The organism is Pantoea sp. ICBG 985 (assembly GCF_002928365.1).
GTDB classification, from domain to species: domain Bacteria; phylum Pseudomonadota; class Gammaproteobacteria; order Enterobacterales; family Enterobacteriaceae; genus Pantoea; species Pantoea dispersa.
Genome location: NZ_POWM01000001.1, coordinates 253496 through 275520, shown reverse-complemented (window position 1 = coordinate 275520; position 22025 = coordinate 253496). Strand labels below are relative to the sequence as shown.

Sequence of the window (22025 nt, the reverse complement as noted above, 5' to 3'; positions counted from 1 at the left end):
CAATAAACGCAGCGGATGAAATTACAGAGCAACGCTTTTCGCGATTACACTGCCGAACAGAAACTGTTTGTCCGCCGCGCCCTGGTGGCCTTTGTCGGCATCCTGCTGCTCTCCAGCGTGCTGGTGGTCAATCTGTATCATCTGCAGATCCTGCGCTTCGACGACTACAGCACCCGTTCAAACGAAAACCGCATCAAACTGGTGCCGGTTGCCCCCAGCCGCGGCATCATCTATGACCGCAACGGTGTGCCGCTGGCGCTCAATCGCACCATTTACCAGGCCGAGCTGGTGCCGGAAAAAGTCGATGACCTGAAGCAGACGCTGCAGGATCTGCGGCCGGTGCTGGATTTGACCGACGACGATATCGATGCGTTTGAAAAAGAGCGCAAGCGCTCGCGCCGCTTTACCTCGATTCCGGTCAAAACCGGCCTGAATGAAGTGCAGGTCGCGCGCTTTGCAGTGAACCAGTACCGTTTCCCGGGCGTGGAAGTGAAAGGCTACCAGCGCCGCTACTACCCTTACGGCCAGACGCTGACGCACGTGGTGGGCTACGTCTCGAAAATCAACGATCGTGACGTCAAGCGCCTTGATGAAGAAGGCAAATGGCCGAATTACGCAGCCACCCACGACATCGGTAAGCTCGGCATCGAAAACTATTACGAAGATGTGCTGCACGGCAAAACCGGTTACGAAGAGGTTGAAGTCAACAACCGCGGTCGCGTGATCCGTCAGCTGCATGAGCAGTCACCGCAGGCCGGACGCGATATCTGGTTAACCATCGATCTCAAGCTACAGCAGTACATCGAAACCCTGCTGACCGGCAGCCGCGCCGCCGTGGTGGTGAGCGATCCGCGCACCGGTGAGATTCTCGCGCTGGTCTCCACACCCAGTTACGATCCGAATCTGTTTGTCGATGGTATTTCGAGTAAAGATTATAAGGCGCTGCTCGGCGATGAGAACCGCCCGCTGTATAACCGTGCGCTGCAGGCATCGTATCCGCCAGCTTCCACGGTTAAACCTTATGTGGCGGTCTCAGCGCTCAGCGCCGGCGTGATCAACCGTAATACCAGCCTGTTCGATCCGGGCTGGTGGCAGCTGCCGGGCTCAGAAAAACGCTACCGCGACTGGAAAAAATGGGGCCACGGTCGCCTCAACGTCACTAAATCGCTGGAAGAGTCAGCGGATACCTTCTTCTATCAGGTGGCCTATGACATGGGCATCGACCGCCTGTCGGAGTGGATGACCAAATTCGGCTACGGCCACCGTACCGGTATCGACCTGCCGCAGGAGAGTCCCGGTAACATGCCGACGCGCGAATGGAAGATGAAACGCTTTAAAAAGCCGTGGTATCAGGGCGATACCATTCCGGTCGGTATCGGCCAGGGCTACTGGACAGCGACGCCGGTGCAGATGAACAAAGCGCTGATGATCCTGATTAACGACGGCGTGATCAAAGTGCCGCACCTGCTGCGCGCCACCCGTGAAGGCAACAGCATGGTGCCGTATCGCCAGCCGCCGGATGCGCCGATTGGCGACATTCACTCCGGCTACTGGGAGATCGCCAAAGACGGGATGTATGGCGTGGCCAACCGCGCCAACGGCACCGCGCATAAAAGCTTTGCCGATGCACCGTACAAGATTGCGGCGAAATCCGGTACCGCACAGGTGTTTGGCCTGAAAGAGAATGAGACGTACAACGCGCACAAGATTGCCGAACGGCTGCGTGACCATAAGCTGATGACCGCCTTCGCGCCGTACGACAAGCCGCGCGTCGCCGTCACCATGATTCTGGAAAACGGCGGTGCCGGCCCGGCGGTGGGCACCGTGATGCGCCAGATTCTCGACCACATAATGCTGGGCGACAACAATACCGTGCTGCCAGAAGCCGCACCCATGCCGCCCGGCTACGAAGGTGAATAACGATGTCGATGAACGATAGTCCCCAGAAAAGAACGATCTGGACGCGTATCCATATCGACCCACTGTTTATGCTGATCATCATCAGCCTGCTGGCCTACAGCGCCATTGTTATCTGGAGCGCCAGCGGCCAGGATCCGGGCATGATGGAGCGCAAGCTCGGGCAGATTGCCATGGGCACCATCATCATGCTGGTGATGGCGCAGGTGCCGCCGCGCGTGTATGAAAGCTGGGCGCCCTACCTCTACATTGTCTGCGTGATTTTGCTGGTGGCGGTCGATGCCTTCGGCCACATCAGTAAAGGGGCACAGCGCTGGCTGGATCTCGGTTTTGTGCGCTTCCAGCCATCGGAAATCGCTAAAATCGCCGTGCCGCTGATGGTGGCACGCTTCATCAACCGCGATGTCTGCCCGCCGACGCTGAAAAACACCGGCATCGCGCTGGTGCTGATTTTCATGCCGACGCTGCTGGTGGCGGCGCAGCCGGACCTCGGTACCTCCATTCTGATCGCCGCCTCCGGCCTGTTTGTGCTGTTCCTCTCGGGCATGAGCTGGAAGCTGATTGGCGTGGCCGTGCTGCTGGTGGCGGCGTTCATCCCGATTCTGTGGTTCTTCCTGATGCACGATTATCAGCGCGACCGTGTGATGATGCTGCTCGATCCGGAGAGCGATCCGCTTGGTGCCGGCTACCACATTATTCAGTCCAAGATTGCTATCGGCTCCGGCGGACTGCGCGGCAAAGGCTGGCTGCATGGCACCCAGTCGCAGCTGGAGTTTCTGCCCGAACGTCACACCGACTTTATCTTCGCGGTGCTGGCGGAAGAACTCGGCCTGGTGGGCGTCCTGCTGCTGCTGGTGCTTTATCTGCTGCTGATCATGCGCGGGCTGGTGATTGCCGCACGCGCGCAAACCACTTTTGGTCGCGTGATGTCCGGCGGCCTGATGCTGATTCTGTTTGTGTATGTTTTCGTTAACATTGGCATGGTTAGTGGTATCTTACCGGTGGTTGGCGTGCCGCTGCCGCTGGTGAGCTACGGCGGATCGGCGCTGATTGTGTTAATGGCCGGATTTGGCATCGTGATGTCGATCCACACTCATCGAAAAATGTTATCTAAAAGCGTTTAAGAGGCTGCACATGCGTAAGGACTGGCTTGGGGTTGCTCTGGCATCACTGGTACTGGCTGCCTGTTCCACACCGGAACAGCAGACGAACACGGCCCCGCCGCAGCCGGCCTATAATGGCCCGGTGGTGGAGATTCCCGGCGTGGAGCCGCGCTATGAGCCGATCAATCCCTCTACCAGCCAGGACTACAGCGTCAACGGCAAAACCTACCGGGTGATTAAAGATCCGTCCAACTACAGCGAAGTTGGTCTGGCAACCTGGTACGGTGAAGAAGCGCAGGGCAACCGCACCGCGCTGGGTGAAACCTACGATCCGGACGCGTTAAGCGCCGCACACCCTACCCTGCCGCTGCCAAGCTACGTGCGCGTCACCAACCTGGCTAACGGCCGGCAGATTGTGGTGCGCGTCAACGATCGCGGCCCTTACACGCCGGGCCGGATTATCGACCTGTCGCGCGCCGCGGGCGATCGCCTGAATATTTCCAATAACACCCGCGTACGGGTGGATTACATCAAAGTAGCACCGGACGGTTCGGTGTCCGGCCCGGGCACCATCGGCACCACCGTGGCCAAACAGAGCTATGCGCTGCCGGCGCGGCCTGACCTGAGCGGCGGCATGGTGATGACCGGCGCCAGCAGCGCGCCCGCCCCTGCCGCACAGGACGTCCGCGCGGTGGATAACAGTTCACTGCAGAGCAACGGCAACATCGGCGCACCGGTGCAGAGCAGCGGCTTTCTCGGCGCACCGCAGCCGTTAGCCAGCGGCGTACTGGAAGGCAGCGCGCCGGCCACACCGGTTGTCGCCAGCCCTGCCGCACCGGCTGCGGCTGCGGCAGCGAGTCCGGCTCCGGCCAGCCACAACGCCAGCGCCCATGCCGGCAGCGGTTTTGTGGTACAGGTTGGCGCCCTGAATGACGCCGCACGCGCCCGGCAGATGGCGGACAGCCTTGGCCAGCGCTTTGGTGTACCCGGCGCGGTGGAAGCCAATGGCAACGTCTACCGCGTGCAGCTTGGCGGTTTCAGCAGCCGGGCTCAGGCCGCGGCGCTGCAGCAGCGTCTGAGCACTGAAGCGCAGATCAGCTCCTTTATTACCACGGCCCGCCCGTCAATGTGACGGGCCGTGCCCTTGCCTGCTGACACTGAGGCATAAAGCCAGATGTCGCACGATGGCAGCTTTGCTATAGTAAGGCACTTTTTTCACTCTTAACCCCACGGATGCTGTAGTCCTGAACATGAATACGCTGAAACCTTCTCGTTTTCTGAAACGCCTGACAGTGGGATCACTGGTCGCTCTCTCCCTCAGCCACGTTGCCTTTGCAGATGATGTTAATCTGAAAACCATGATTCCGGGCGTGCCGGACATCGATGCCGAAGCTTACGTGCTGATCGACTATAACTCCGGCAAAGTGCTGGCGGAAAAGAACGCGGACGCGCGCCGCGACCCGGCCAGTCTGACCAAAATGATGACCAGCTACGTCATCGGCCAGGCGGTCAAAGCGGGCAAAATCCATCAGGATGACATTGTTACCGTCGGTAAAGATGCCTGGGCAACCGGCAATCCGGTGTTCAAAGGCTCCTCGCTGATGTTCCTCAAGCCGGGCGATCGCGTACCGGTCTCTCAGCTGACGCGCGGTATCGTGCTGCAGTCCGGTAACGACGCTTGCGTGGCGATGGCCGATTATGTTGCCGGCAGTCAGGACGCGTTCGTTAACCTGATGAATAACTACGTGGGCGCGCTGGGCCTGAAAAATACCCATTTCCAGACCGTGCACGGTCTTGATGCTGACGGTCAGTACAGTACGGCGCGTGACATGGCGCTGATTGGCCAGGCGCTGATTCGCGATGTGCCGGATGAGTACGCGGTCTACAGAGAGAAAGAGTTCACCTTTAATAACATCCGCCAGATGAACCGTAACGGCCTGCTGTGGGATACCAGCCTGAACGTCGACGGCATCAAAACCGGCCACACCGAAGCCGCCGGCTATAACCTGGTGGCGTCAGCGACCGAAGGCCAGATGCGTCTGATCTCGGCGGTGATGGGCGGTCACACCTTCAAAGGCCGTGAAACCGAAAGTAAAAAGCTGCTGACCTGGGGCTTCCGCTTCTTCGAAACCGTGGCACCGCTGAAGGCGGGCAAAGAGTTTGCGTCTGAGCCGGTATGGTTTGGCAACAGCGATCGCGTGCAGCTCGGCGTGGAAAAAGATGCCTACCTGACCATCCCGCGCGGCCGCATGAAAGACCTCAAGGCCAGTTACGTGCTGAACAACACCGAACTGCACGCGCCGCTACAGAAAAACCAGGTCGTGGGCAGCATCAACTTCCAGCTGGATGGTAAAACCATCGAACAGCGTCCGCTGGTGGTGCTGAACGAAGTGCAGGAAGGCGGTTTCTTCAGCCGCATCATCGATTACATCAAACTGATGTTCCATCACTGGTTCGGCTAAGGCGCGCTTGAAAAATCGCCAATCCGTCCCCAGATAAGCTACTATATTGCTCCCGCTTCGGCGGGAGCCTGTTTTTTATGCACCGGAGTTAATATGAAAACCAAACTGAATGAACTGCTCGAATTCCCGACGCCTTTTACCTACAAAGTGATGGGCCTGGCGCAACCGGAGCTGGTTGATCAAGTGGTTGAAGTGGTGCAGCGTCATGCGCCCGGCGACTACAGCCCTGACGTGAAGCCCAGCAGCAAAGGCAATTATCACTCGGTTTCGATCACCATTAACGCCACCCACATCGAACAGGTGGAAACCCTGTACGAAGAGCTGGGCAACATCGAAATCGTGCGCATGGTGCTGTAATGCTGACGCTGGTAAAGGCCGCTTTGCCAGCGTTATACTCTGCCCTCCACTCGCTACCGGACTTCTGCTTTGTCTGCTAATACGCTTCTTGTTCGTCAGCTTGGCCAGCGCGACTGGCAGCCCGTCTCCGATGCCATGCATCACTTTACCGATCGGCGCGACAGCGCCACCGCCGATGAACTCTGGCTGGTGGAACACCCCGCGGTGTTTACTCAGGGCCAGGCGGGCAAAGCCGAACATGTGCTGGTGCCGGGCGATATTCCGGTGGTACAGAGCGATCGTGGCGGCCAGGTAACCTATCACGGCCCGGGCCAGCAGGTGATGTATGTACTGATTGACGTTAAACGCCGCAAGCTGGGCGTGCGCGATCTGGTCACCGCACTGGAAGAGACGGTCATCGCTACGCTGGCTGATTACGACATCAGTGCGCGTGCACGTGCGGATGCGCCCGGCGTATACGTTGACGATGCGAAAATCTGTTCGCTCGGCCTGCGCATCCGTAAAGGCTGCTCGTTTCACGGTCTGGCGCTCAATGTTGCGATGGATCTGGCGCCCTTCCTGCGCATCAATCCCTGCGGCTATGCCGGCATGCAGATGACGCAGATCAGCGCTTTCCAGCCCGGCGTCACGCCGGCAGACTTGCAGCCGCGCCTGGTGCAGCATTTCGCGCGCCTGACCGGCTTTAGCGACACAGAATGGCATGATGAGGCCGCGTGCTGACCTTGACCGTACGTGCGCATTTACAAAATTGTAACTTTCGCCACGGCTTATCGGCTGCTTCTGCCCCGGCGAGATGATATAATTTTTGCAATTTTTTCAAATAAAGTTGAAAGCCTGGTTCTCAGTTTGAGTGAGGAAGCTTTCAAATCGCAATCCCGACCGGAACCTGCAGATTTATGAGTAAACCAATTCAGATGGAACGTGGCGTCAAGTATCGCGATGCCGACAAAATGGCGCTGATTCCGGTAAAAACCGTGGTCACCGAACGCCAGGAAATCCTGCGTAAGCCGGAGTGGATGAAGATCAAGCTGCCTGCGGATTCCAGCCGCATTCAGGGCATCAAAGCGGCGATGCGTAAAAACGGCCTGCACTCGGTGTGTGAAGAGGCTTCCTGCCCTAACCTTGCCGAATGCTTTAACCACGGCACCGCCACCTTTATGATCCTCGGTGCCATCTGTACCCGCCGCTGTCCGTTCTGCGATGTGGCACACGGTCGGCCAAACGCGCCGGACGCCAACGAGCCGCTGAAGCTGGCACAAACCATCGCCGACATGGCGCTGCGCTATGTGGTGATCACCTCGGTGGACCGCGACGATCTGCGTGACGGCGGTGCACAGCACTTTGCTGACTGCATCAGCGCCATCCGCGAGAAAAGCCCGACCATCAAAATTGAAACGCTGGTGCCGGACTTCCGCGGCCGTATGGATCGCGCGCTGGAGATCCTCACGGCTACGCCGCCGGATGTGTTCAACCATAACCTGGAAAACGTACCGCGCGTCTATCGCCAGGTGCGTCCGGGCGCCAACTACGAGTGGTCGCTGAAGCTGCTGGAGCGTTTCAAAGAGGCGCATCCGGACGTGCCGACCAAATCCGGTCTGATGGTCGGTCTCGGGGAAACCAATGCGGAAATCATCGAGGTGATGCGCGATCTGCGTCGCCACGGTGTCACCATGCTGACCCTCGGCCAGTACCTGCAGCCAAGCCGTCACCACCTGCCGGTACAGCGTTACGTCAGCCCGGCGGAGTTTGATGAGATGAAAGAAGAAGCGCTGGCGATGGGCTTCACCCATGCGGCATGCGGTCCGTTCGTCCGCTCGTCTTATCACGCTGATATGCAGGCGAAAGGCCTGGAAGTGAAGTAATCTCCTGCCGCGATTGTGCCCTGCTGCGGCGCAATCGCAAAAATTCTGCTTAAACCGCTTAATTCCTGTCGCAAATCTGTCGCTTTAACCGCTGAGGCCATAAGAGCCTGTTTATTATTTTATTTTCTCAGTGTTTTTTTCATAAAGGTCAGATTATGCAATCATCCTTTCATATCGATGAGCTCGATTTTATGCGGGCGGCGGATGTGTCAGGTCCATCCTCTGGTAGACCGCGAAGCGGCGCGTCGGGCGAAAGCCTGGATGCGCTAAAAGCGCGTACCACGCCCATGGATATCACTAATCCGTTCGTGACGCCCCATGCGTCGTGCGAACTGGCGTTTCTTGCAACCGCCATCAGCATCGACCACCGCTACGACGAAATTCATCTGCACCTGCCGCAAAGCGCGCAGCCTGCGTCTGCGCCCGCACTGCCGTTCACCGAACTGCGCAGCGTAACGCCGGATGAAACGCCGTTGCTGCCAGCGCTGCCGCCGCTTGAGTCAGCGCAGCAGGCCGCCGGCGAGAGCGTCTGGCACAGCCTGCCTGAGATTCCGGCGCTCAGCCCGGCGCTGTCGCTGGTCAGCGCGCTGCCTGCGGCATGGTATGCAGCAGAACACCAGACGCCCCACCCGTCGCCTGTCCCCACGCTCCCAGTCCGGCAGCCGCTGAGTCTGCCAGAGGTGGCTGTGCTGCGCGACATACGGCAACACGACTATGCGGTGGATTACGACGACAGCGGTGAGCCGAAAATGTTTAGCGGCACGCTGGCGGCGGGCGCTCAGGTGCATATTTATATCGATAATGTGCTGATCGAGGTGGTAACCGGCGACGAACAGGGTCACTGGCAGTTCGCTCAGCCCGCCGATTTAAGCGCGACACAGCATGTTTTCAGTGCAGAGTTCGTCGATGAACAGGGGCATGTCAGCAGCCGTTACAATAAGTTGATTACCGTACTGCCGCAGCCTGCCGCCATTATCACGCCGATTGATGACAGCGATCTCAGCGCGATTGATTGTGCACTGATGGAACTGGCGATGCAGCAGGATGATATTGCGCCCGCTATTCTGCCGCTGACCTTCAGCGAAGCATGGCTGGATGAGTGGAACAATGCTGACAGCACACTGACCGCCAGCGGCGATCACGGCGGCAACCTGCCAGGCTGGGATGAACCGCTGGAACATCACATTGTCTGGCACTAAAAAAACGAAAACCAGACTGTAGCAGTCTGGTTTTTTAACGTAATAAATATTTACACTTATTGACGTTCAGCGCAGAGATTACTCTTTATGGCCGACGCGTTCAGCAGGCGTTTCTTCGGCACTGCTTTTGGTTGCGGTGGATTCATCATCTTTCATGGCTTTTTTAAAGCCCTTGATTGCGGAACCCAGATCGCCACCCAGTGAACGTAACTTGTTGGTGCCAAAAAGCAGTACGATAAGCGCACCGATGATCAGCAGTTTGGCAATACTGATACCTTCCATATTTTACCTTTCAACCTTCGCGAAAAACGGACAGCACTATTAACGCGCAGTTATTCACCACGCTCAACTGCAATCTGTAACAGAGTGAGATCTCAGGGTCAGATAAAGCGGCTGAGAAACGCCTGGGTACGTGGATGCTGCGGATTGCCGATCACCTGCTCTGGCGGTCCCTGTTCCACCACCACGCCACCATCCATGAACACCACGCGATCGGCGGCTTCACGCGCAAAGCCAATCTCATGCGTCACCACAATCATGGTCAGGCCGCGATTAGCTAACGTACGCATGGTGGCCAGCACTTCCCCCACCAGTTCCGGATCCAGCGCTGAGGTCGGTTCATCGAACAGCATCAGCAGCGGTTTGATCGCCAGCGCACGGGCAATCGCCACGCGCTGCTGTTGTCCCCCCGACAGATGCCGCGGCCAGGCGTCGGCTTTATCGCTCAATCCGACCGTTGCCAGCAGCTCACGCGCGTGTTGCAGCACCTCATCGCGTGGGAACTTGTGCACGCCAATCGGCGCTTCCATGATGTTTTGCAGTACCGTCATATGGGGATAGAGATTGAACTGCTGAAACACCATGCCGATTTTCTGCCGCTGATGGGCAATTTTCCGCGCCGACAGGCGATGCAGCAGGCCGCGCTTTAGCGCATAACCAATCTGCTCGTCGCCCACCATAATCGAGCCGGCATTCATCTCTTCCAGATGATTAATGCAGCGCAGAAAGGTCGACTTGCCGGAGCCCGAAGGCCCGAGAATCACCACCACTTCGCCCGGAAACACATCAAGGTCGATGCCTTTCAGCACCGCGTTATCACCAAAGCGCTTTTGCACATTACGCGCGCGCACCAGCGGCTGAATCTCGCTCATACGTCCTCCTTTAAACGCGGGGCCGCAGCCAGCGCCGCGTCACTGCTTGCGCGTCGTTTGTTCACCACCACGGTACGTTTGCTGCCGCGCGCGTAGTAGCGCTCAATGGCTGACTGGCCGACGTTGAGGATCGAGGTAATCAGCAGATACCAGATCACCGCCACCATCAGCATCGGAATGATTTCAAAGGTACGGTTGTAAACGGCCTGCACCGAATAGAGCAGATCGCCCATCGCGATGACGCTCACCAGCGACGTGGCTTTGATCATGCTAATCAGCTGGTTGCCGGTCGGGGGAATAATGGCGCGCATCGCCTGTGGAATGATGATACGCCGCAGCGCGCGGCTGCGGCTCATGCCAAACGCCTGAGTGGTTTCAACCTGACCGTGATCGACCGACAGCAGGCCGGCACGGATAATCTCCGCCATATAGGCAGCCTCGTTGAGCGCCAGACCGGCGATGGCGGCAGTCAGCGGCGTGATCAGATCGTTAGTGTTCCAGCTGGCAAAGGTGATGTCTGTCCACGGCACGGTGATCGAAAGCGTGGGAAACAGTGTCGACAGGTTGTACCAGAATATCAGCTGCACCAGCAGCGGCGTACCGCGAAAGAACCAGATGTAGAGCGCCGACACGCCGCTCAGCAGTTTATTCTCTGACAGCCGCCAGACCGCCAGCAGCAGCCCCAGCAGGGTGCCCAGCACCATCGACACCACCGTCAGCCCGAGCGTCACCTGCAGCCCTTTCAGCACCGAGCCTTCGGTAAACCACTGCAGCACCACGTGCCACTCAAAATTGGGATTGGTCGCCACCAGCCACAGACCATTCGCTGCCAGCGTCAGGACCACGATCCAGCTAACCCAGCGTCCATACGCGGGCGCGCTACGGGCAAAAGCGACGTCGCGCTGCGGCACGTCGGCCTGATCCGTGGGGCGCGCGTTGGGGCCGACGGCACTCATTTTGCCGTCTCCTGCGCCAGGTTACGTCCCGGCTGCGGCAGCATGTTGCCGTCCAGCTGCCACTTTTTCATGATGGCCGCGTAGGTGCCGTTGGCAAATAGTTCTTTGTAGGCATCCAGCACCACCTCGCCCAGCGGCGAGCCTTTGGGAACGACCGTGCCCTGAAAGATATCGCCAAAGCCGTTTTTCTGCCCCTGACCAGACAGTTCAAGCTGCCCCTGCGCCTGCTCAATGAAATAGGTCAGCGGCGCCTGCGAGGAGAAGAAGGCATCCGAACGCTTCGAGCGCACCGCCAGTATCGACGAAGGCTGATCGGTAAAGGACTGCACTACGACTGCAGGTTTGCCCGCAGCCTCACAGGCGGCTGACTGTTTGCGGATCACCTGCTCCGCCGAACCGGCCGCCATCACCGCAATGCGCTTGCCGCAGGTATCTGCCAGACCGTTGATGTGCGCCGGATTGCCCTTCTGCACGCCAAACACCACGAACTCCTGCACGTAGTCGATGAAGTCCACCTTCTGCTGGCGATCCGGATAATCACCTATCGGCCCGATGGCCATCTGATAGCGTCCGGAATTAATGCCGGCCAGTACGCCGGACAGACCGCTCACCGTCGCGTGTTCAATTTTCACGCCCAGCAGCTGGCCGAGCGCCACGGTAAGATCGGCCGAGGCGCCATCCATTGAGTGCGGCCCGTTAACGATCTCATACGGCGGAAAGGAGCCGTTGTTTACCGAGATCATTTTGCCAGCCTGTTTGATCTGCGCTGGCAGCCGATCGTGCAGCGCCTTATCCATTTTTTGCGTCGGAATGGCGTCCGCTGCCTGGACGACACTCGCCGTCAGGCCGGTCGCCAGCGCGATGGCGGTTAAAAGCATTTTCATCAGTCAGTTTCCCCCAGGCAGGTCAAAGTGATTGCAATTCCGGACGGGCAAAGCGGCGATTTTCCAGTACCGGCAGCACGCTGCGGGCGTAGGCGATGCGGGCCGGATCCAGTTCGGCAAACACCAGTGCAGCGCACTCCGGTGCCTTAGCAATCACCACGCCAAGCGGATCGATCACCAGACTGTTACCAATGTTGCGCGGCCCGCACTCGCCTACCGCCACCATGTAGCAGGTGTTTTCCAGCGCGCGCGCACTGGTCAGCAGTTCCCAGTGCATCTCCTTTAACGGTCCTTTTACCCAGGCGGAAGGCAGCACCAGCACGTCGGCACCGTCCAGCACCAGCCGGCGCGCCAGTTCGGGAAAACGCACGTCGTAGCAGGTCATCAGCCCGACTTTCATGCCGGCCACCTCAACCAGCGGCGGCACGGCATCACCCGGATTGACCCGCTGCGACTCCTGCATGGCGAAGGCATCGTACAGATGCAGCTTGACGTACTGCGCGATGATTTCGCCATTACGCACGGCAATCAGCACGTTGTGCGCTTTGTTATCCTGCGTCGGCACGTGCACGCTCATCATGGTGGTCAGCGCGTTACCTTTGCTGGTTTCCAGCAGCTGACTGACAAACGGCCCGTCCAGCGGCTGTGCGGCTTTTAACACCAGATCGGGATCGGCGATATCGCGCGCCAGCACGCCTTCCGGCAGCACCAGCAGATCGGCGCCCGCCGCCAGCGCATCCTGCATCAGACCGCGACAAATGGCGGTGTTCTCCTGCCATTCGCGGCTAACGGCGAACTGCCCCATGGCTACTTTCATCTTCACTCCCCTCTGGCCGCCGCCGGGAAAATCTCCTCCGGCGAGAGCAACGTTGTGGTTAAGCCCTGCTGAAACAGCTCACGGGCGAAGTCGGCAATCATCCTTTTGTTAGCGGTAAATCCGTTTTGATTCCAGTCGGCAGGCAATTCCTGCGCGGTGCGTCGCAAATCATCCAGCAGCCACGGCGTGGTATCCGCGTACTTCTCGCGTTTGCGCATCCACAGCTGATACGCGCGATCGATCACCTCGCTCAGCGCCTGCGGCAGCCACGGATGCGCCGCCGCCAGCGCCGGCTTCAGCGCCAGCAGATGAATACCGGGCACATAGCCGACGCGGTTGAAGTAGTCGCGCTCAGCACTGACGAAATCCGCCTGCAGCTGGCGCAGACCGGAATCTTTCAGGAAAAAACCCTCAGGCATAAACGGCGTGAACACCGCATCCAGCTCGCCGGCTTTCAACAGTTCAATCAGCGGACGCTCGTCCGGCGCCGGTTCGATGCGGCCCGGGCGACCAAATCCCGCCAGCCGGTCAACAATCGGATGATCAGCGGTCAGGCGTCCGGCAAACCAGAAGGCGTCGTTGATATCGACGCCCGCTTCACGCAGCACGGTGCGCGTCCAGGTATTACCGGAGTCCTGCCAGCCGGTAACGCCGATTCTTTTGCCTTTCAGCTGGGCTGGCGTGGTGAGCGGGCTGGCGGTGGTGGTGATGATGCAGCGCTGGCGAAAGCCACGCATCAGAAAGTGCGGCAGGCCGAGCAGTGAATTGTCGCCGCGCGCCCGTGCCTGCGCATAGCGGCTGAACGACACCTCACCGCCTTCGTAGTGTTCACTGCTGGCCAGGTTATCTACCAGCGTGCCTACGCGGTCAATGATCAGCCTGAAGCCCTGTGGCTGAATATCGCCCAGCGCCAGCGGCGTGAAGTAATCCCAGTCGCGCACCGCCAGTCTGATAGTGATCATCGTTGTGCTTCTCCGTTTGTTCAGCCGCCACGCTGGCGCTGTGCATTTTTTCTGCAAATTGTGCTTGAATTTGAGTCTAAAACGCGAATACTAATCTGAACAATCATTTCTTTGTTACTGAACAAAGCTTTTTCTTATGACGCAAATTGTGGATGCAGAGTGGCTCAGCCAGCAGATTAACGACGCCTCGGTCAAAGGCATTACCCTCGCCGCGTCAACATTGATTCGCGACGGACAGATTGCCGTGGGCATGCAGATGCCGGCGGTGCGCGATTTGGCGGAACGGCTGGGCGTGAGTCCGGCCACGGTATCCGCGGCCTGGGCGCAGCTGAAAAAGCAGAAAGTGCTGGCGGGTAAAGGGCGAAGCGGAATCTGGGTGTGCGGCAACAGTGTGATGCCGCGACCGGTCCGCTTTGAGAAAATTGGCAACTATGGTGAAAACGTCAAAGCCGCGCTGGCGATGGCTGCGCCCGATCCGGCACTGCTGCCGGACCTGCGCCCGGCGATGCTGGCCGGGCTGGCGTCACCGCAGCTGAATAGCTATCAGCGTGAGGCGATTTCGCCACAGCTGCAGGCGGCCATTGCGCCGCGCTGGCCCTGTCCGGCGGAGGCGTGGCTGGCGACCGATGGCGGCTTCGATGCCATGAACCTGATAGTGCAGACGCTGCTGTCACCCGGCGATCGGGTAGTGATTGAAGATCCGACCGCGACGCGTCTGCTGGATATGCTCGACAACATCGGTGCCGAGATCCTGCCGCTGCCCGGTGATGAGCAGGGACCGCTGCCCGCGGTGCTGGCGACACACTTACAGAAAGCGCCAGCGATGTTCATTTATCAGCCACGCACCCACTCGGCGACCGGCTACAGCGTCAGCCAGCAGCGCAGCGAAGCGCTGGCGCAGGTGCTGGCGCAGAGTGCCACCCTGATTGTCGAGGATGATGGCATCGGCGATTTGTCGCGCTGGCCGGTATGGAGTCTCGGCCGCCACTATCCGCAGCGCACGCTGCACGTGCACTCCTTTTCCAAAGCCTACGGCCCGGATCTGCGGCTGGCGGTGGTATCCGGCACGACAGAACTGGTGAAACGGCTGCAGTCGTGGCGTAACTTCGGGGTCAGCTGGACCAGCCGTATTTTGCAGGATGCGGTGGCCTGGATGCTGAGCGATGCGCCCACCCAGCAGCGCATACAGCAGGCTAAAGCCACGTATGCCGCGCGCCGTCAGCAATTGCTGGCCGCACTGGCGCGGCGCGGGCTGGTACAGGAAGATCGCGACGGCCTGAGCGTGATGCTGCCGGTGGCGTCAGAGCAGTATGCCATGATCACCCTCGCCGCCAGAGGCATCACCGTGCTGCCAGGCGAACGCTGCAGCATCAACAGCGGACAGTTCATTCGCGTCAGCATTGCGCGGCTGCCGGCCGATCAGCTCGACAGCATCGCCGATGCGTTAGTGATTGCCTGCGGACGCGAGCTTAATATCAGCCCAGATCTTTGATGTGATAACGTGGCGACTCAACGTAGCCTTCACGCGCATAAAACTGGTTGGCTTTCAGGCGCGAGGCGTGACAATGCACTTCCATGCGGTCGCAGCCACGGGCACGCGCCAGTTGCTCGGCGTGGTTCAGCAGTTGCTGGCCGCTGCCTTTACTGCGCTCGCCTTCGGCGATACAGAAATAGCTGATGCGCGCGAAATCGCCCGCTAATGCCAGCTGCGGAATAAAGTGCAGCGAAAGAAATCCCAGCACCTGGTTACCGTGTTCCGCCACCAGCAGCGTCTCGTCGGGATGGGCGCACAATTGCGCCAGCCGATCGCTGATAAATTTTTCCGTGCCGCGATAACCCAGCTCGGTTAACAGTGCACTCAGGGTAAAGCTGTCTTTGGCCTGTGCTTCACGTATGTTCATCCTGCCTCCTCCGTTCCCTGACTGCTGTTATATAGCGTTGCCGCTGAAAAATCTGCAAGTAAGCTTTGTTATGAGTATGTTACGGGAATTATCTGTGAGCGACGCCGCAGAATGTGCCTTGTCATGCCGCTGTCACGCTGGCTTAAGGCTGGCTTAATCTTGCTTTGCCATGCTGGCATAAATGAAGTTGCGAGGCATGGCACATGAAGAATCTGGTACCGCACTGTTTTAATGAATGGCTGGCGCTGTCGCTCAGTACGCTGGTGATTATCGCCTGGGCCATTAGCTGGTGGCAGGGCTGAAAAAAGCACAAAAAAAACCCGCCATCAGGCGGGTTTTTAAAATTCTGACTGTTAACTTACAGAGCGGTAACGTTAGCAGCAGATGGGCCTTTAGCGCCGTCGGTGATTTCAAACTCTACACGCTGACCTTCAGCCAGAGTTTTGAAGCCGTTGCTCTGGATAGCAGAGAAGTGTACGAATACATCTTTGCTGCCATCTTCTGGAGTAATGAAACCGAATCCTTTGGACTCATTAAACCACTTAACGTTACCTTTGATCTTGGACATCTATATTACCTTTACATGAAAAATGGACACTAAACTGTGTCGGCATCTAGTACAGCAATTGCAGTGACATTTGTCCAGCGCGAATTGATGAAAAAGTGATAAATATTGATTTTTTCCATGCCCTTCACACTTTCTGCGCATCTTCAGCGACTAAAACTGAAATCTTAACCAGGCAAAATAGACGTTGCCATTGTTATAAGTGCCTGGAATGTAAGTCATTTGGAAGGTTGCTGGGCCATACCCTATCGAAGCCAGCGGCAATACCAGCGGAACCGGGATATATCGCCAGTTATCTCTGGCCGTCACACCCGCGGTGTAACCGGCGCCCAGATGGAAATTCTGATCGTTCAGCGGTCGCCAGGTCGCTTCCCAGCCGTAGCCGGCGATGGGCTCCCACTTGTTAAACGAGTCTTTGAACGCCATGGCATACAGGCCGTGCCAGTTGCCCTTTTCATCCCAGCGCGAAACGCCACCGCCCGCGCCCCACGGCCGCTCGTTGTACTTTTTGATGTGTTCATCATCGTAAGTAAAGCGGTTGTGCCAGGTGATAGCCGGGACGTAAAGATCGTAATTTTGCGGTTGTGTCCAGGTTTGCGCCACGTTATCGGAGAAGGTATTCCAGCCCGATTTAATCGCTTCGCCTGTGGTTGCCGCTGGTGTCGAAAAAGAGACCGATGAAGTCAAAATACAGCCGCAAAAAGCTGCAGAAATACGCCAGTTCACAACAATGCTTCCTGTTAAATCATCCTGTATCCGGCAGGCACCGCGTAGCGCCACATCGCGCCGCACCGTGCTGCCGTGGGTTAATGGCTGATGCCACGAGCGTGTACAGCGCGCGCGCCACAGTGGCGCCAGTCGCACCCGGCTCTGCTGGCAATCAGCTGGTTAATTTTACCTCACTGCGCGAACGGAGTCGAAACGGCAAATAAACAAAACGCAGAGGGTAAAAGGTGCAGAAAATGCACTGCTCAGTTGATTATTACTTAGGGTGATTACTTAATATTCAGCAACTTATCCATAGAAATTGATTTCATGAATAAATTAATAAAATTTATCAATTGAACTCACCCGATGATTGAGATAAATCTCATCACTCCAGGACGGAGAGAGGAGGAACTGAGATGACAATTCGTTGCAGCCGCTGCGGTTGCGCCAAATTTTTTTATACAGTACCCGGCAAGGAAAAGGTCGACGATCCCGATCATCACGGCGCCTGTTGCGCCGCGTGCGGCAAGCCGATCAGCCTGCGCGATGTGATCCCGCTGTCATCCCTGCACCCGTCTTCTGCCGCCCGTCACGTTGAATAATGTTTTCAGGCACCCACCGGGTGCCTGAACGCGTCAGAAAATCAGTTTAAACACACCAGTAATCGTCAGTAACCCGACAATAAAGATGATGGCAATAATCCACAGTATTATTTTCATTGTTCGCTCCTTCAGGATGAAAAATAACGCATCGTGCATTCAGTATAGATGATTATTCCGGCTTCGCTGGGCGCTGCGAGCGCGATCCCAGTCACTTGCCTCAGAGACTGTTACCTGCTCTTTTTTTCTGCGAGCCCGGTCGCAGCTTACCGCTTAAGTTGCTATCCCGCCGCACGCGTAGCGCGCTGATTGTCTAAAATTACAGCGCCTGTAGCAGGCCTCAATTGTTCGCTATGTCTACGTAACAAGGAGATGATATGAGCACGATTAATACCAGCATGGGTCGTTACAGCCTCAAGGCAAAGGATCATGGCAGTCACATTCGTGGCAGCATTGCGATTAATGACGAAGGCGGTACGCAGCTCACCCTGCAAGAGTTTGATGAGCATTATCTTGACGATGTCGTCAACAACGTTATTTATCCAATCACGGGTGGGAACCGTGAAATTGCACGCGCACTGCGTGAACAGATGGTTAAAGCCGGCTTCGAACAGCCGCACTGAGTTTGTTGGGCCACGTGTTGTGGCCCTTTATCAGCCCTTACTTGCGATTATTATCCATTTCAGCGCAGGATGCTCTCTCCCCCCATAAGGAGATTAACCGCGTGACTGAACTGCATCGTGTTTCCCCTTCCCGCTTACATCAGTTTGTTCAGGCTATCTGGCTGCATGCCGGTAGCAGTGCCGAAGAAGCGCGCCTGGTGGCTGACCATCTTGTTGCTGCTAACCTCGCGGGCCATGACTCCCACGGCGTCGGTATGATACCGAGCTATATGGCCTCGCTGACGCAGGGCTTTCTCCAGCTCAATCAGCACGTCAGCATCGAAAAAGACGCTGGCGCGGTCCTCACCCTTAATGGCCAGAAAGGCTTTGGTCAGGTGGCCGCGTACGAGGCCATGCAGCACGGCATTGAGCGGGCGAACAGGTTTGGACTCGCGGCGGTCGGCCTGCATCATTCGCATCACATTGGCCGTATCGGTCACTGGGCGGAGCAGTGTGCCGCAGCGGGCTTTGTCTCCTTTCACTTCGTTAATGTGATGGGCGATCCGATGGTGGCGCCGTTTAACGGCAGCGATCGCCGCTTCGGCACCAATCCGTTCTGCGCGGTGTTTCCGCGTCGCGACGGCGAACCGCTGCTGCTGGACTTTGCCACCAGCGGCATCGCCTATGGTAAAACGCGGGTGGCGTATAACAAAGGTCAGCCGGTCGCGCCGGGCTATTTGCTTGATGCGCAGGGCCAGCCGACCACCGATCCGGGCGTGATGCATCAGTCGCCGTATGGCGCGCTGACCGCCTTCGGCCTGCACAAAGGCTATGCGCTGGCGACGATGTGCGAAATCCTTGGCGGCGCGCTGTCCGGCGGTCGCACTACGCATGACGCCACGCTGCTTTCCGGCACCGACGCCATCTTCAACGGCATGACTACCATAATCCTGAACCCTGACGCGTTTGACGCACCGGCGATGCAGCAGGAAGCCGAAGAGTTTCTCGCGTGGGTCAGGCGTTCACCGCAAAGTGGTGAGGCGGAGATTCTGGTGCCGGGCGAATGGGAAACGCGCAATCGGGCAGCACGTGAACGCGAGGGTATTCCGCTGGACAGCAACAGCTGGCAGCAGATTTGCGCAGCGGCACGCCAGGCTGGCATGCCGGAGGAGGAACTGGCGGCCTTCCGCGCCTTAGCGCAGTAAGCCGCCGGGGCTGAGGCGCGGTGCCTCAGCCGGTTACAGCGCAGCGGACAGCAGCAAACAGCCCAGCAGACCGCACACCGAGATGATGGTTTCCAGCGCCGACCACGAGCGAATAGTTTCACCGATGGTCAGGTTGAAGTACTCCTTAAACAGCCAGAAGCCCGGATCGTTGACGTGCGAGAAGATGACACTGCCGGAACCGACGGCAATGACCATCAGCTCCGGGCTGGCGCCGCTGGTGGCAATCAGCGGTGCCACAATGCCGCCGGCGGTAATCGCTGCGACGGTGGCAGATCCCAGCGCAATACGCAGCACCGCCGCAATTGACCACGCCATAAAGATTGGCGAGACGTTGGTTTCATGCATCATGCCGGCGATGTATTTATCCACACCACTGTCCACCAGCACCTGCTTGAAGGCGCCACCGCCGCCGATGATCAACAGCATCATGGCGATGATTTTGATCGAATCAGTGATGGTACCCATCACCTCATCCATGCTGCGGCCACGGTTAAGGCCAAAGGTGAAGATGGCAATCAGCACTGCAATCAGCGTTGCCATGATCGGATCGCCAAAAAATTCCGCGTACGGCAGCAGCACATGGTCTTTCGGCAGCAGCATTTCTGCCACGGCACGCAGCGCCATCAGGATCACTGGCACCAGCGCCGTCCACACGCTAACGCCAAAGCCCGGCATCTCCGCTTCGCTGAAAGTTTTCGGGTTCCACAGCCCTTCCGGAATCGGCTTATCAATGCCTTTCAGAAAACGCGCATACACCGGCCCGGCCAGAATCACCGTCGGAATACCCAGCAGCGTACCGTACAGCAGGGTTTTCCCCATGTCGGCATTAAATAACGTGGCGATCGCGGTCGGGCCCGGATGCGGTGGCAGAAAGCCGTGCGTGACGGATAAGGCGGCCGCCATCGGCACGCCGACATACAGCAGCGGCACGCGCGCCGACGCGGCAATGCTGAACACCAGCGGCAGCATCAGCACGAACCCGACTTCATAAAACAGCGCGAAGCCCACAGTGAAGCCGGTCAGCACCAGCGCCCACTGAATGTGCTTTTGGCCGAATTTTTCGATCAGCGTGGTGGCGATACGCTGCGCACCGCCGCAGTCGGCCAGCAGTTTCCCCAGCATCGCGCCAAAGCCCATGATCAGCGCCAGGCTGCCCAGAGTACCGCCGACGCCGGTTTTGATCGATCCAATCACTTTATTGACCGGCATGCCCTGCATCATGCCTACCGCCAGTGCCACCAGAATCAGCGCGATGAAGCCGTTAAGTTTGAAGCGAATCATCAGCAGCAGCAGTAACGCCACGCCAATTGCCACATAGAGTAATGGCATAATTTTTCTCCACTTTTGCGCTCGGCGTATTACCGGCAGCGGTTTGTTGTAATGGGACAAAGGGGTTATCAGTGCCAGATGTTTCAGAATGCGACATCCTGTTACCGGTATCATGTTAAGGGTAACATTGACGGGAAAGCACCTGGTGCAGCGGGTGAATTTCTGTTTTGCGAAGGTGATCAACTTTTTGTCGGAGGGTTATCAGAATGTTTGCCCCGGCAGCGGCGTGGCTTTTGGTTACACTAGCTGTTTTATGCCAACCGATAAGGATCTGCAGGTGAGTGAGAATCTGATTGAGCTGTACAGTAATCAACAAACCCTGTTTGGCCGTGGCAGCATCGACCGCCTGGTCCCGCTGCTGGCGGCGAATCCGCAGCCCACGCTGCTGTTCTGCGGCCGCTCATTTCTCAACAGTGCGGCGTGGGCGCGTCTGGGCGCGACGCTGAACGATCACATTCTGGGCTATGAAATTGTCAGCCATGAAGCCTCGCCAGACGAGATCGATGGCTGGGTGACGCGCTGGCGTGGCCACGTCGATCGCGTTGTCGCCATCGGCGGCGGCAGCGTGCTGGATGCGGCCAAAGCCTTTGGCGCCATGATGCAGCATCCGCTGAATATCGCGCGCTACCTCGAGAAAGTGGGCGATACGCCGGTACAGGCGGTCACGCTGCCGCTGATCGCCATTCCTACCACCGCCGGCACCGGCAGCGAGGTCACGCAGAATGCGGTGGTGACCGATCAGCAGCACATTAAGGTGAAGGCCTCGCTGCGCCATCCGGTGTTTGTGCCGCAGGTGGCGATTCTCGATCCCGATCTGCTCAAAGGGGCGCCGGATCGCGTGCTGGCCACCTGCGCCATCGATGCCTTTACCCACCTGTTCGAGGCTTATCTGTCACGCAAGGGCAACCTGTTCAGTCAGCAAAACGCGCTCAACGGGCTGCAACTGTTCATGCAGGCGTGGCCGTACCTCAATCTGGACGACAGCCGCGGCGATGCGGCACGTGAAGCCATGATGATGGCATCATGGCTCGGCGGCGTCAGCCTGAGCAGCGCCGGTTTGGGGGTGATCCACGGTATTGCCGGCGAGCTGGGGGCGATTAAACCGTTCCATCACGGCGAAGTCTGCGGTCGTCTGCTGTTCCCGTTCCTTGATGTACTGGCGGAGAGCGCGCACCCCGAACAGCAGCGGCTGATGGCGGCGCTGGCTGAACGCCTGCTGCCCGATGAAACGGCACCGCCGGCGCTGGCGCTGAAAGCCTGGCTGCAGCAGCAGGCTATCGTGCCGTTCTGGCTGGAAGGACCGACGCTGGCTGCGGAAGAGGTCGACTGGATTGTGGCGCGCGCCAACAGCAAAAACGGCTGGGTCAATTATGATCCCGCCACGCTCACGGAGATGATTACCGCCGCGTGGCGCGTCGTCTGAGC

23 protein-coding genes are annotated in these 22025 nt (G+C 58.2%); 13 read left to right on the top strand and 10 right to left on the bottom strand.

Features of this window, described 5'->3' with window-relative positions; genetic code table 11:
• Positions 1-15 precede the first annotated feature (15 nt).
• The 8 genes from mrdA to C1Y42_RS01360 all read left to right on the top strand — a co-directional run bounded on the left by mrdA (position 16) and on the right by C1Y42_RS01360 (position 8900).
• Positions 16-1920 (top strand): peptidoglycan DD-transpeptidase MrdA, encoded by a 1905-nt coding sequence (mrdA, locus tag C1Y42_RS01395; protein ID WP_021508584.1) that lies wholly within the window; start codon positions 16-18, stop codon positions 1918-1920.
• Positions 1921-1928: 8 nt separating this feature from the next.
• The gene (gene mrdB, locus C1Y42_RS01390; RefSeq protein ID WP_031279886.1) at positions 1929-3041 is read left to right on the top strand and encodes a peptidoglycan glycosyltransferase MrdB; all 1113 of its coding nucleotides are present in this window, start codon (positions 1929-1931) and stop codon (positions 3039-3041) included.
• 10 nt (positions 3042-3051) lie between these two features.
• A complete protein-coding gene (gene rlpA / locus C1Y42_RS01385) occupies positions 3052-4152 on the top strand; it encodes an endolytic peptidoglycan transglycosylase RlpA (protein ID WP_104092689.1) in 1101 nt (366 codons plus the stop codon).
• A gap of 118 nt (positions 4153-4270) precedes the next feature.
• Positions 4271-5482 carry a D-alanyl-D-alanine carboxypeptidase DacA gene (dacA, locus tag C1Y42_RS01380; RefSeq protein WP_021508587.1) on the top strand — a complete coding sequence of 404 codons (1212 nt, stop codon included), beginning with the start codon at positions 4271-4273 and terminating at the stop codon, positions 5480-5482.
• 93 nt (positions 5483-5575) lie between these two features.
• Complete coding sequence (gene ybeD / locus C1Y42_RS01375; protein WP_010618866.1) at positions 5576-5839, top strand: DUF493 family protein YbeD; 264 nt, start codon at positions 5576-5578, stop codon at positions 5837-5839.
• 69 nt (positions 5840-5908) lie between these two features.
• Positions 5909-6559: a lipoyl(octanoyl) transferase LipB gene (gene lipB / locus C1Y42_RS01370; protein ID WP_104092688.1), complete on the top strand. Its 651-nt coding sequence runs from the start codon at positions 5909-5911 to the stop codon at positions 6557-6559.
• A 176-nt stretch (positions 6560-6735) separates the two neighbouring features.
• Positions 6736-7701 carry a lipoyl synthase gene (gene lipA / locus C1Y42_RS01365; protein ID WP_058757902.1) on the top strand — a complete coding sequence of 322 codons (966 nt, stop codon included), beginning with the start codon at positions 6736-6738 and terminating at the stop codon, positions 7699-7701.
• Between the two features lie 155 nt (positions 7702-7856).
• Positions 7857-8900 (top strand): hypothetical protein, encoded by a 1044-nt coding sequence (locus C1Y42_RS01360; protein WP_146068778.1) that lies wholly within the window; start codon positions 7857-7859, stop codon positions 8898-8900.
• Between the two features lie 78 nt (positions 8901-8978).
• On the opposite strand, the gene tatE is transcribed toward C1Y42_RS01360, so the two are convergent.
• The 6 genes from tatE to C1Y42_RS01330 form a co-directional block, all read right to left on the bottom strand.
• Positions 8979-9182, bottom strand: coding sequence for a twin-arginine translocase subunit TatE (gene tatE / locus C1Y42_RS01355; protein ID WP_010618871.1), 204 nt, complete (start codon positions 9180-9182; stop codon positions 8979-8981).
• A 98-nt stretch (positions 9183-9280) separates the two neighbouring features.
• Positions 9281-10051, bottom strand: coding sequence for an amino acid ABC transporter ATP-binding protein (locus C1Y42_RS01350; RefSeq protein ID WP_104092686.1), 771 nt, complete (start codon positions 10049-10051; stop codon positions 9281-9283).
• Positions 10048-11007 (bottom strand): amino acid ABC transporter permease, encoded by a 960-nt coding sequence (locus C1Y42_RS01345; protein WP_104092685.1) that lies wholly within the window; start codon positions 11005-11007, stop codon positions 10048-10050. The genes C1Y42_RS01350 and C1Y42_RS01345 overlap by 4 nt, the downstream gene beginning before the upstream one ends.
• Positions 11004-11891 (bottom strand): ABC transporter substrate-binding protein, encoded by an 888-nt coding sequence (locus C1Y42_RS01340; RefSeq protein WP_104092684.1) that lies wholly within the window; start codon positions 11889-11891, stop codon positions 11004-11006. The genes C1Y42_RS01345 and C1Y42_RS01340 overlap by 4 nt, the downstream gene beginning before the upstream one ends.
• Before the next feature lie 22 nt (positions 11892-11913).
• A complete protein-coding gene (locus C1Y42_RS01335) occupies positions 11914-12708 on the bottom strand; it encodes a deaminated glutathione amidase (RefSeq protein WP_058781249.1) in 795 nt (264 codons plus the stop codon).
• A 2-nt stretch (positions 12709-12710) separates the two neighbouring features.
• On the bottom strand, positions 12711-13670 hold the full coding sequence (locus C1Y42_RS01330; RefSeq protein WP_021508595.1) for a nitrate ABC transporter substrate-binding protein: 960 nt from the start codon (positions 13668-13670) through the stop codon (positions 12711-12713).
• Positions 13671-13806: 136 nt separating this feature from the next.
• On the opposite strand from C1Y42_RS01330, the gene C1Y42_RS01325 reads away from it, so the two are divergent.
• A complete protein-coding gene (locus tag C1Y42_RS01325; RefSeq protein WP_104092683.1) occupies positions 13807-15162 on the top strand; it encodes an aminotransferase class I/II-fold pyridoxal phosphate-dependent enzyme in 1356 nt (451 codons plus the stop codon).
• Here C1Y42_RS01325 and C1Y42_RS01320 read toward each other — a convergent pair.
• The 3 genes from C1Y42_RS01320 to pagP form a co-directional block, all read right to left on the bottom strand.
• Positions 15146-15571, bottom strand: a complete 426-nt coding sequence (locus tag C1Y42_RS01320) for a GNAT family N-acetyltransferase (RefSeq protein WP_104092682.1) — start codon at positions 15569-15571, stop codon at positions 15146-15148. The genes C1Y42_RS01325 and C1Y42_RS01320 overlap by 17 nt on opposite strands.
• Before the next feature lie 358 nt (positions 15572-15929).
• Positions 15930-16139 (bottom strand): transcription antiterminator/RNA stability regulator CspE, encoded by a 210-nt coding sequence (gene cspE / locus C1Y42_RS01315; RefSeq protein WP_010615627.1) that lies wholly within the window; start codon positions 16137-16139, stop codon positions 15930-15932.
• Between the two features lie 150 nt (positions 16140-16289).
• A complete protein-coding gene (gene pagP, locus C1Y42_RS01310; RefSeq protein ID WP_021508599.1) occupies positions 16290-16862 on the bottom strand; it encodes a lipid IV(A) palmitoyltransferase PagP in 573 nt (190 codons plus the stop codon).
• 398 nt (positions 16863-17260) lie between these two features.
• On the opposite strand from pagP, the gene C1Y42_RS01305 reads away from it, so the two are divergent.
• The 3 genes from C1Y42_RS01305 (at position 17261) to C1Y42_RS01295 (ending at position 19250) form a co-directional block, all read left to right on the top strand.
• On the top strand, positions 17261-17446 hold the full coding sequence (locus C1Y42_RS01305; RefSeq protein WP_104092681.1) for a hypothetical protein: 186 nt from the start codon (positions 17261-17263) through the stop codon (positions 17444-17446).
• 374 nt (positions 17447-17820) lie between these two features.
• Positions 17821-18066 carry a hypothetical protein gene (locus C1Y42_RS01300; protein WP_021508600.1) on the top strand — a complete coding sequence of 82 codons (246 nt, stop codon included), beginning with the start codon at positions 17821-17823 and terminating at the stop codon, positions 18064-18066.
• A 101-nt stretch (positions 18067-18167) separates the two neighbouring features.
• Complete coding sequence (locus tag C1Y42_RS01295) at positions 18168-19250, top strand: malate/lactate/ureidoglycolate dehydrogenase (RefSeq protein WP_104092680.1); 1083 nt, start codon at positions 18168-18170, stop codon at positions 19248-19250.
• Positions 19251-19283: 33 nt separating this feature from the next.
• Here C1Y42_RS01295 and gntT read toward each other — a convergent pair whose 3' ends face one another.
• Positions 19284-20600: a gluconate transporter gene (gene gntT, locus C1Y42_RS01290; RefSeq protein WP_104092679.1), complete on the bottom strand. Its 1317-nt coding sequence runs from the start codon at positions 20598-20600 to the stop codon at positions 19284-19286.
• A gap of 277 nt (positions 20601-20877) precedes the next feature.
• Between gntT and C1Y42_RS01285 the strand changes: the two genes are divergently transcribed.
• Positions 20878-22023: an iron-containing alcohol dehydrogenase gene (locus C1Y42_RS01285; protein WP_104093010.1), complete on the top strand. Its 1146-nt coding sequence runs from the start codon at positions 20878-20880 to the stop codon at positions 22021-22023.
• Positions 22024-22025 lie beyond the last annotated feature (2 nt).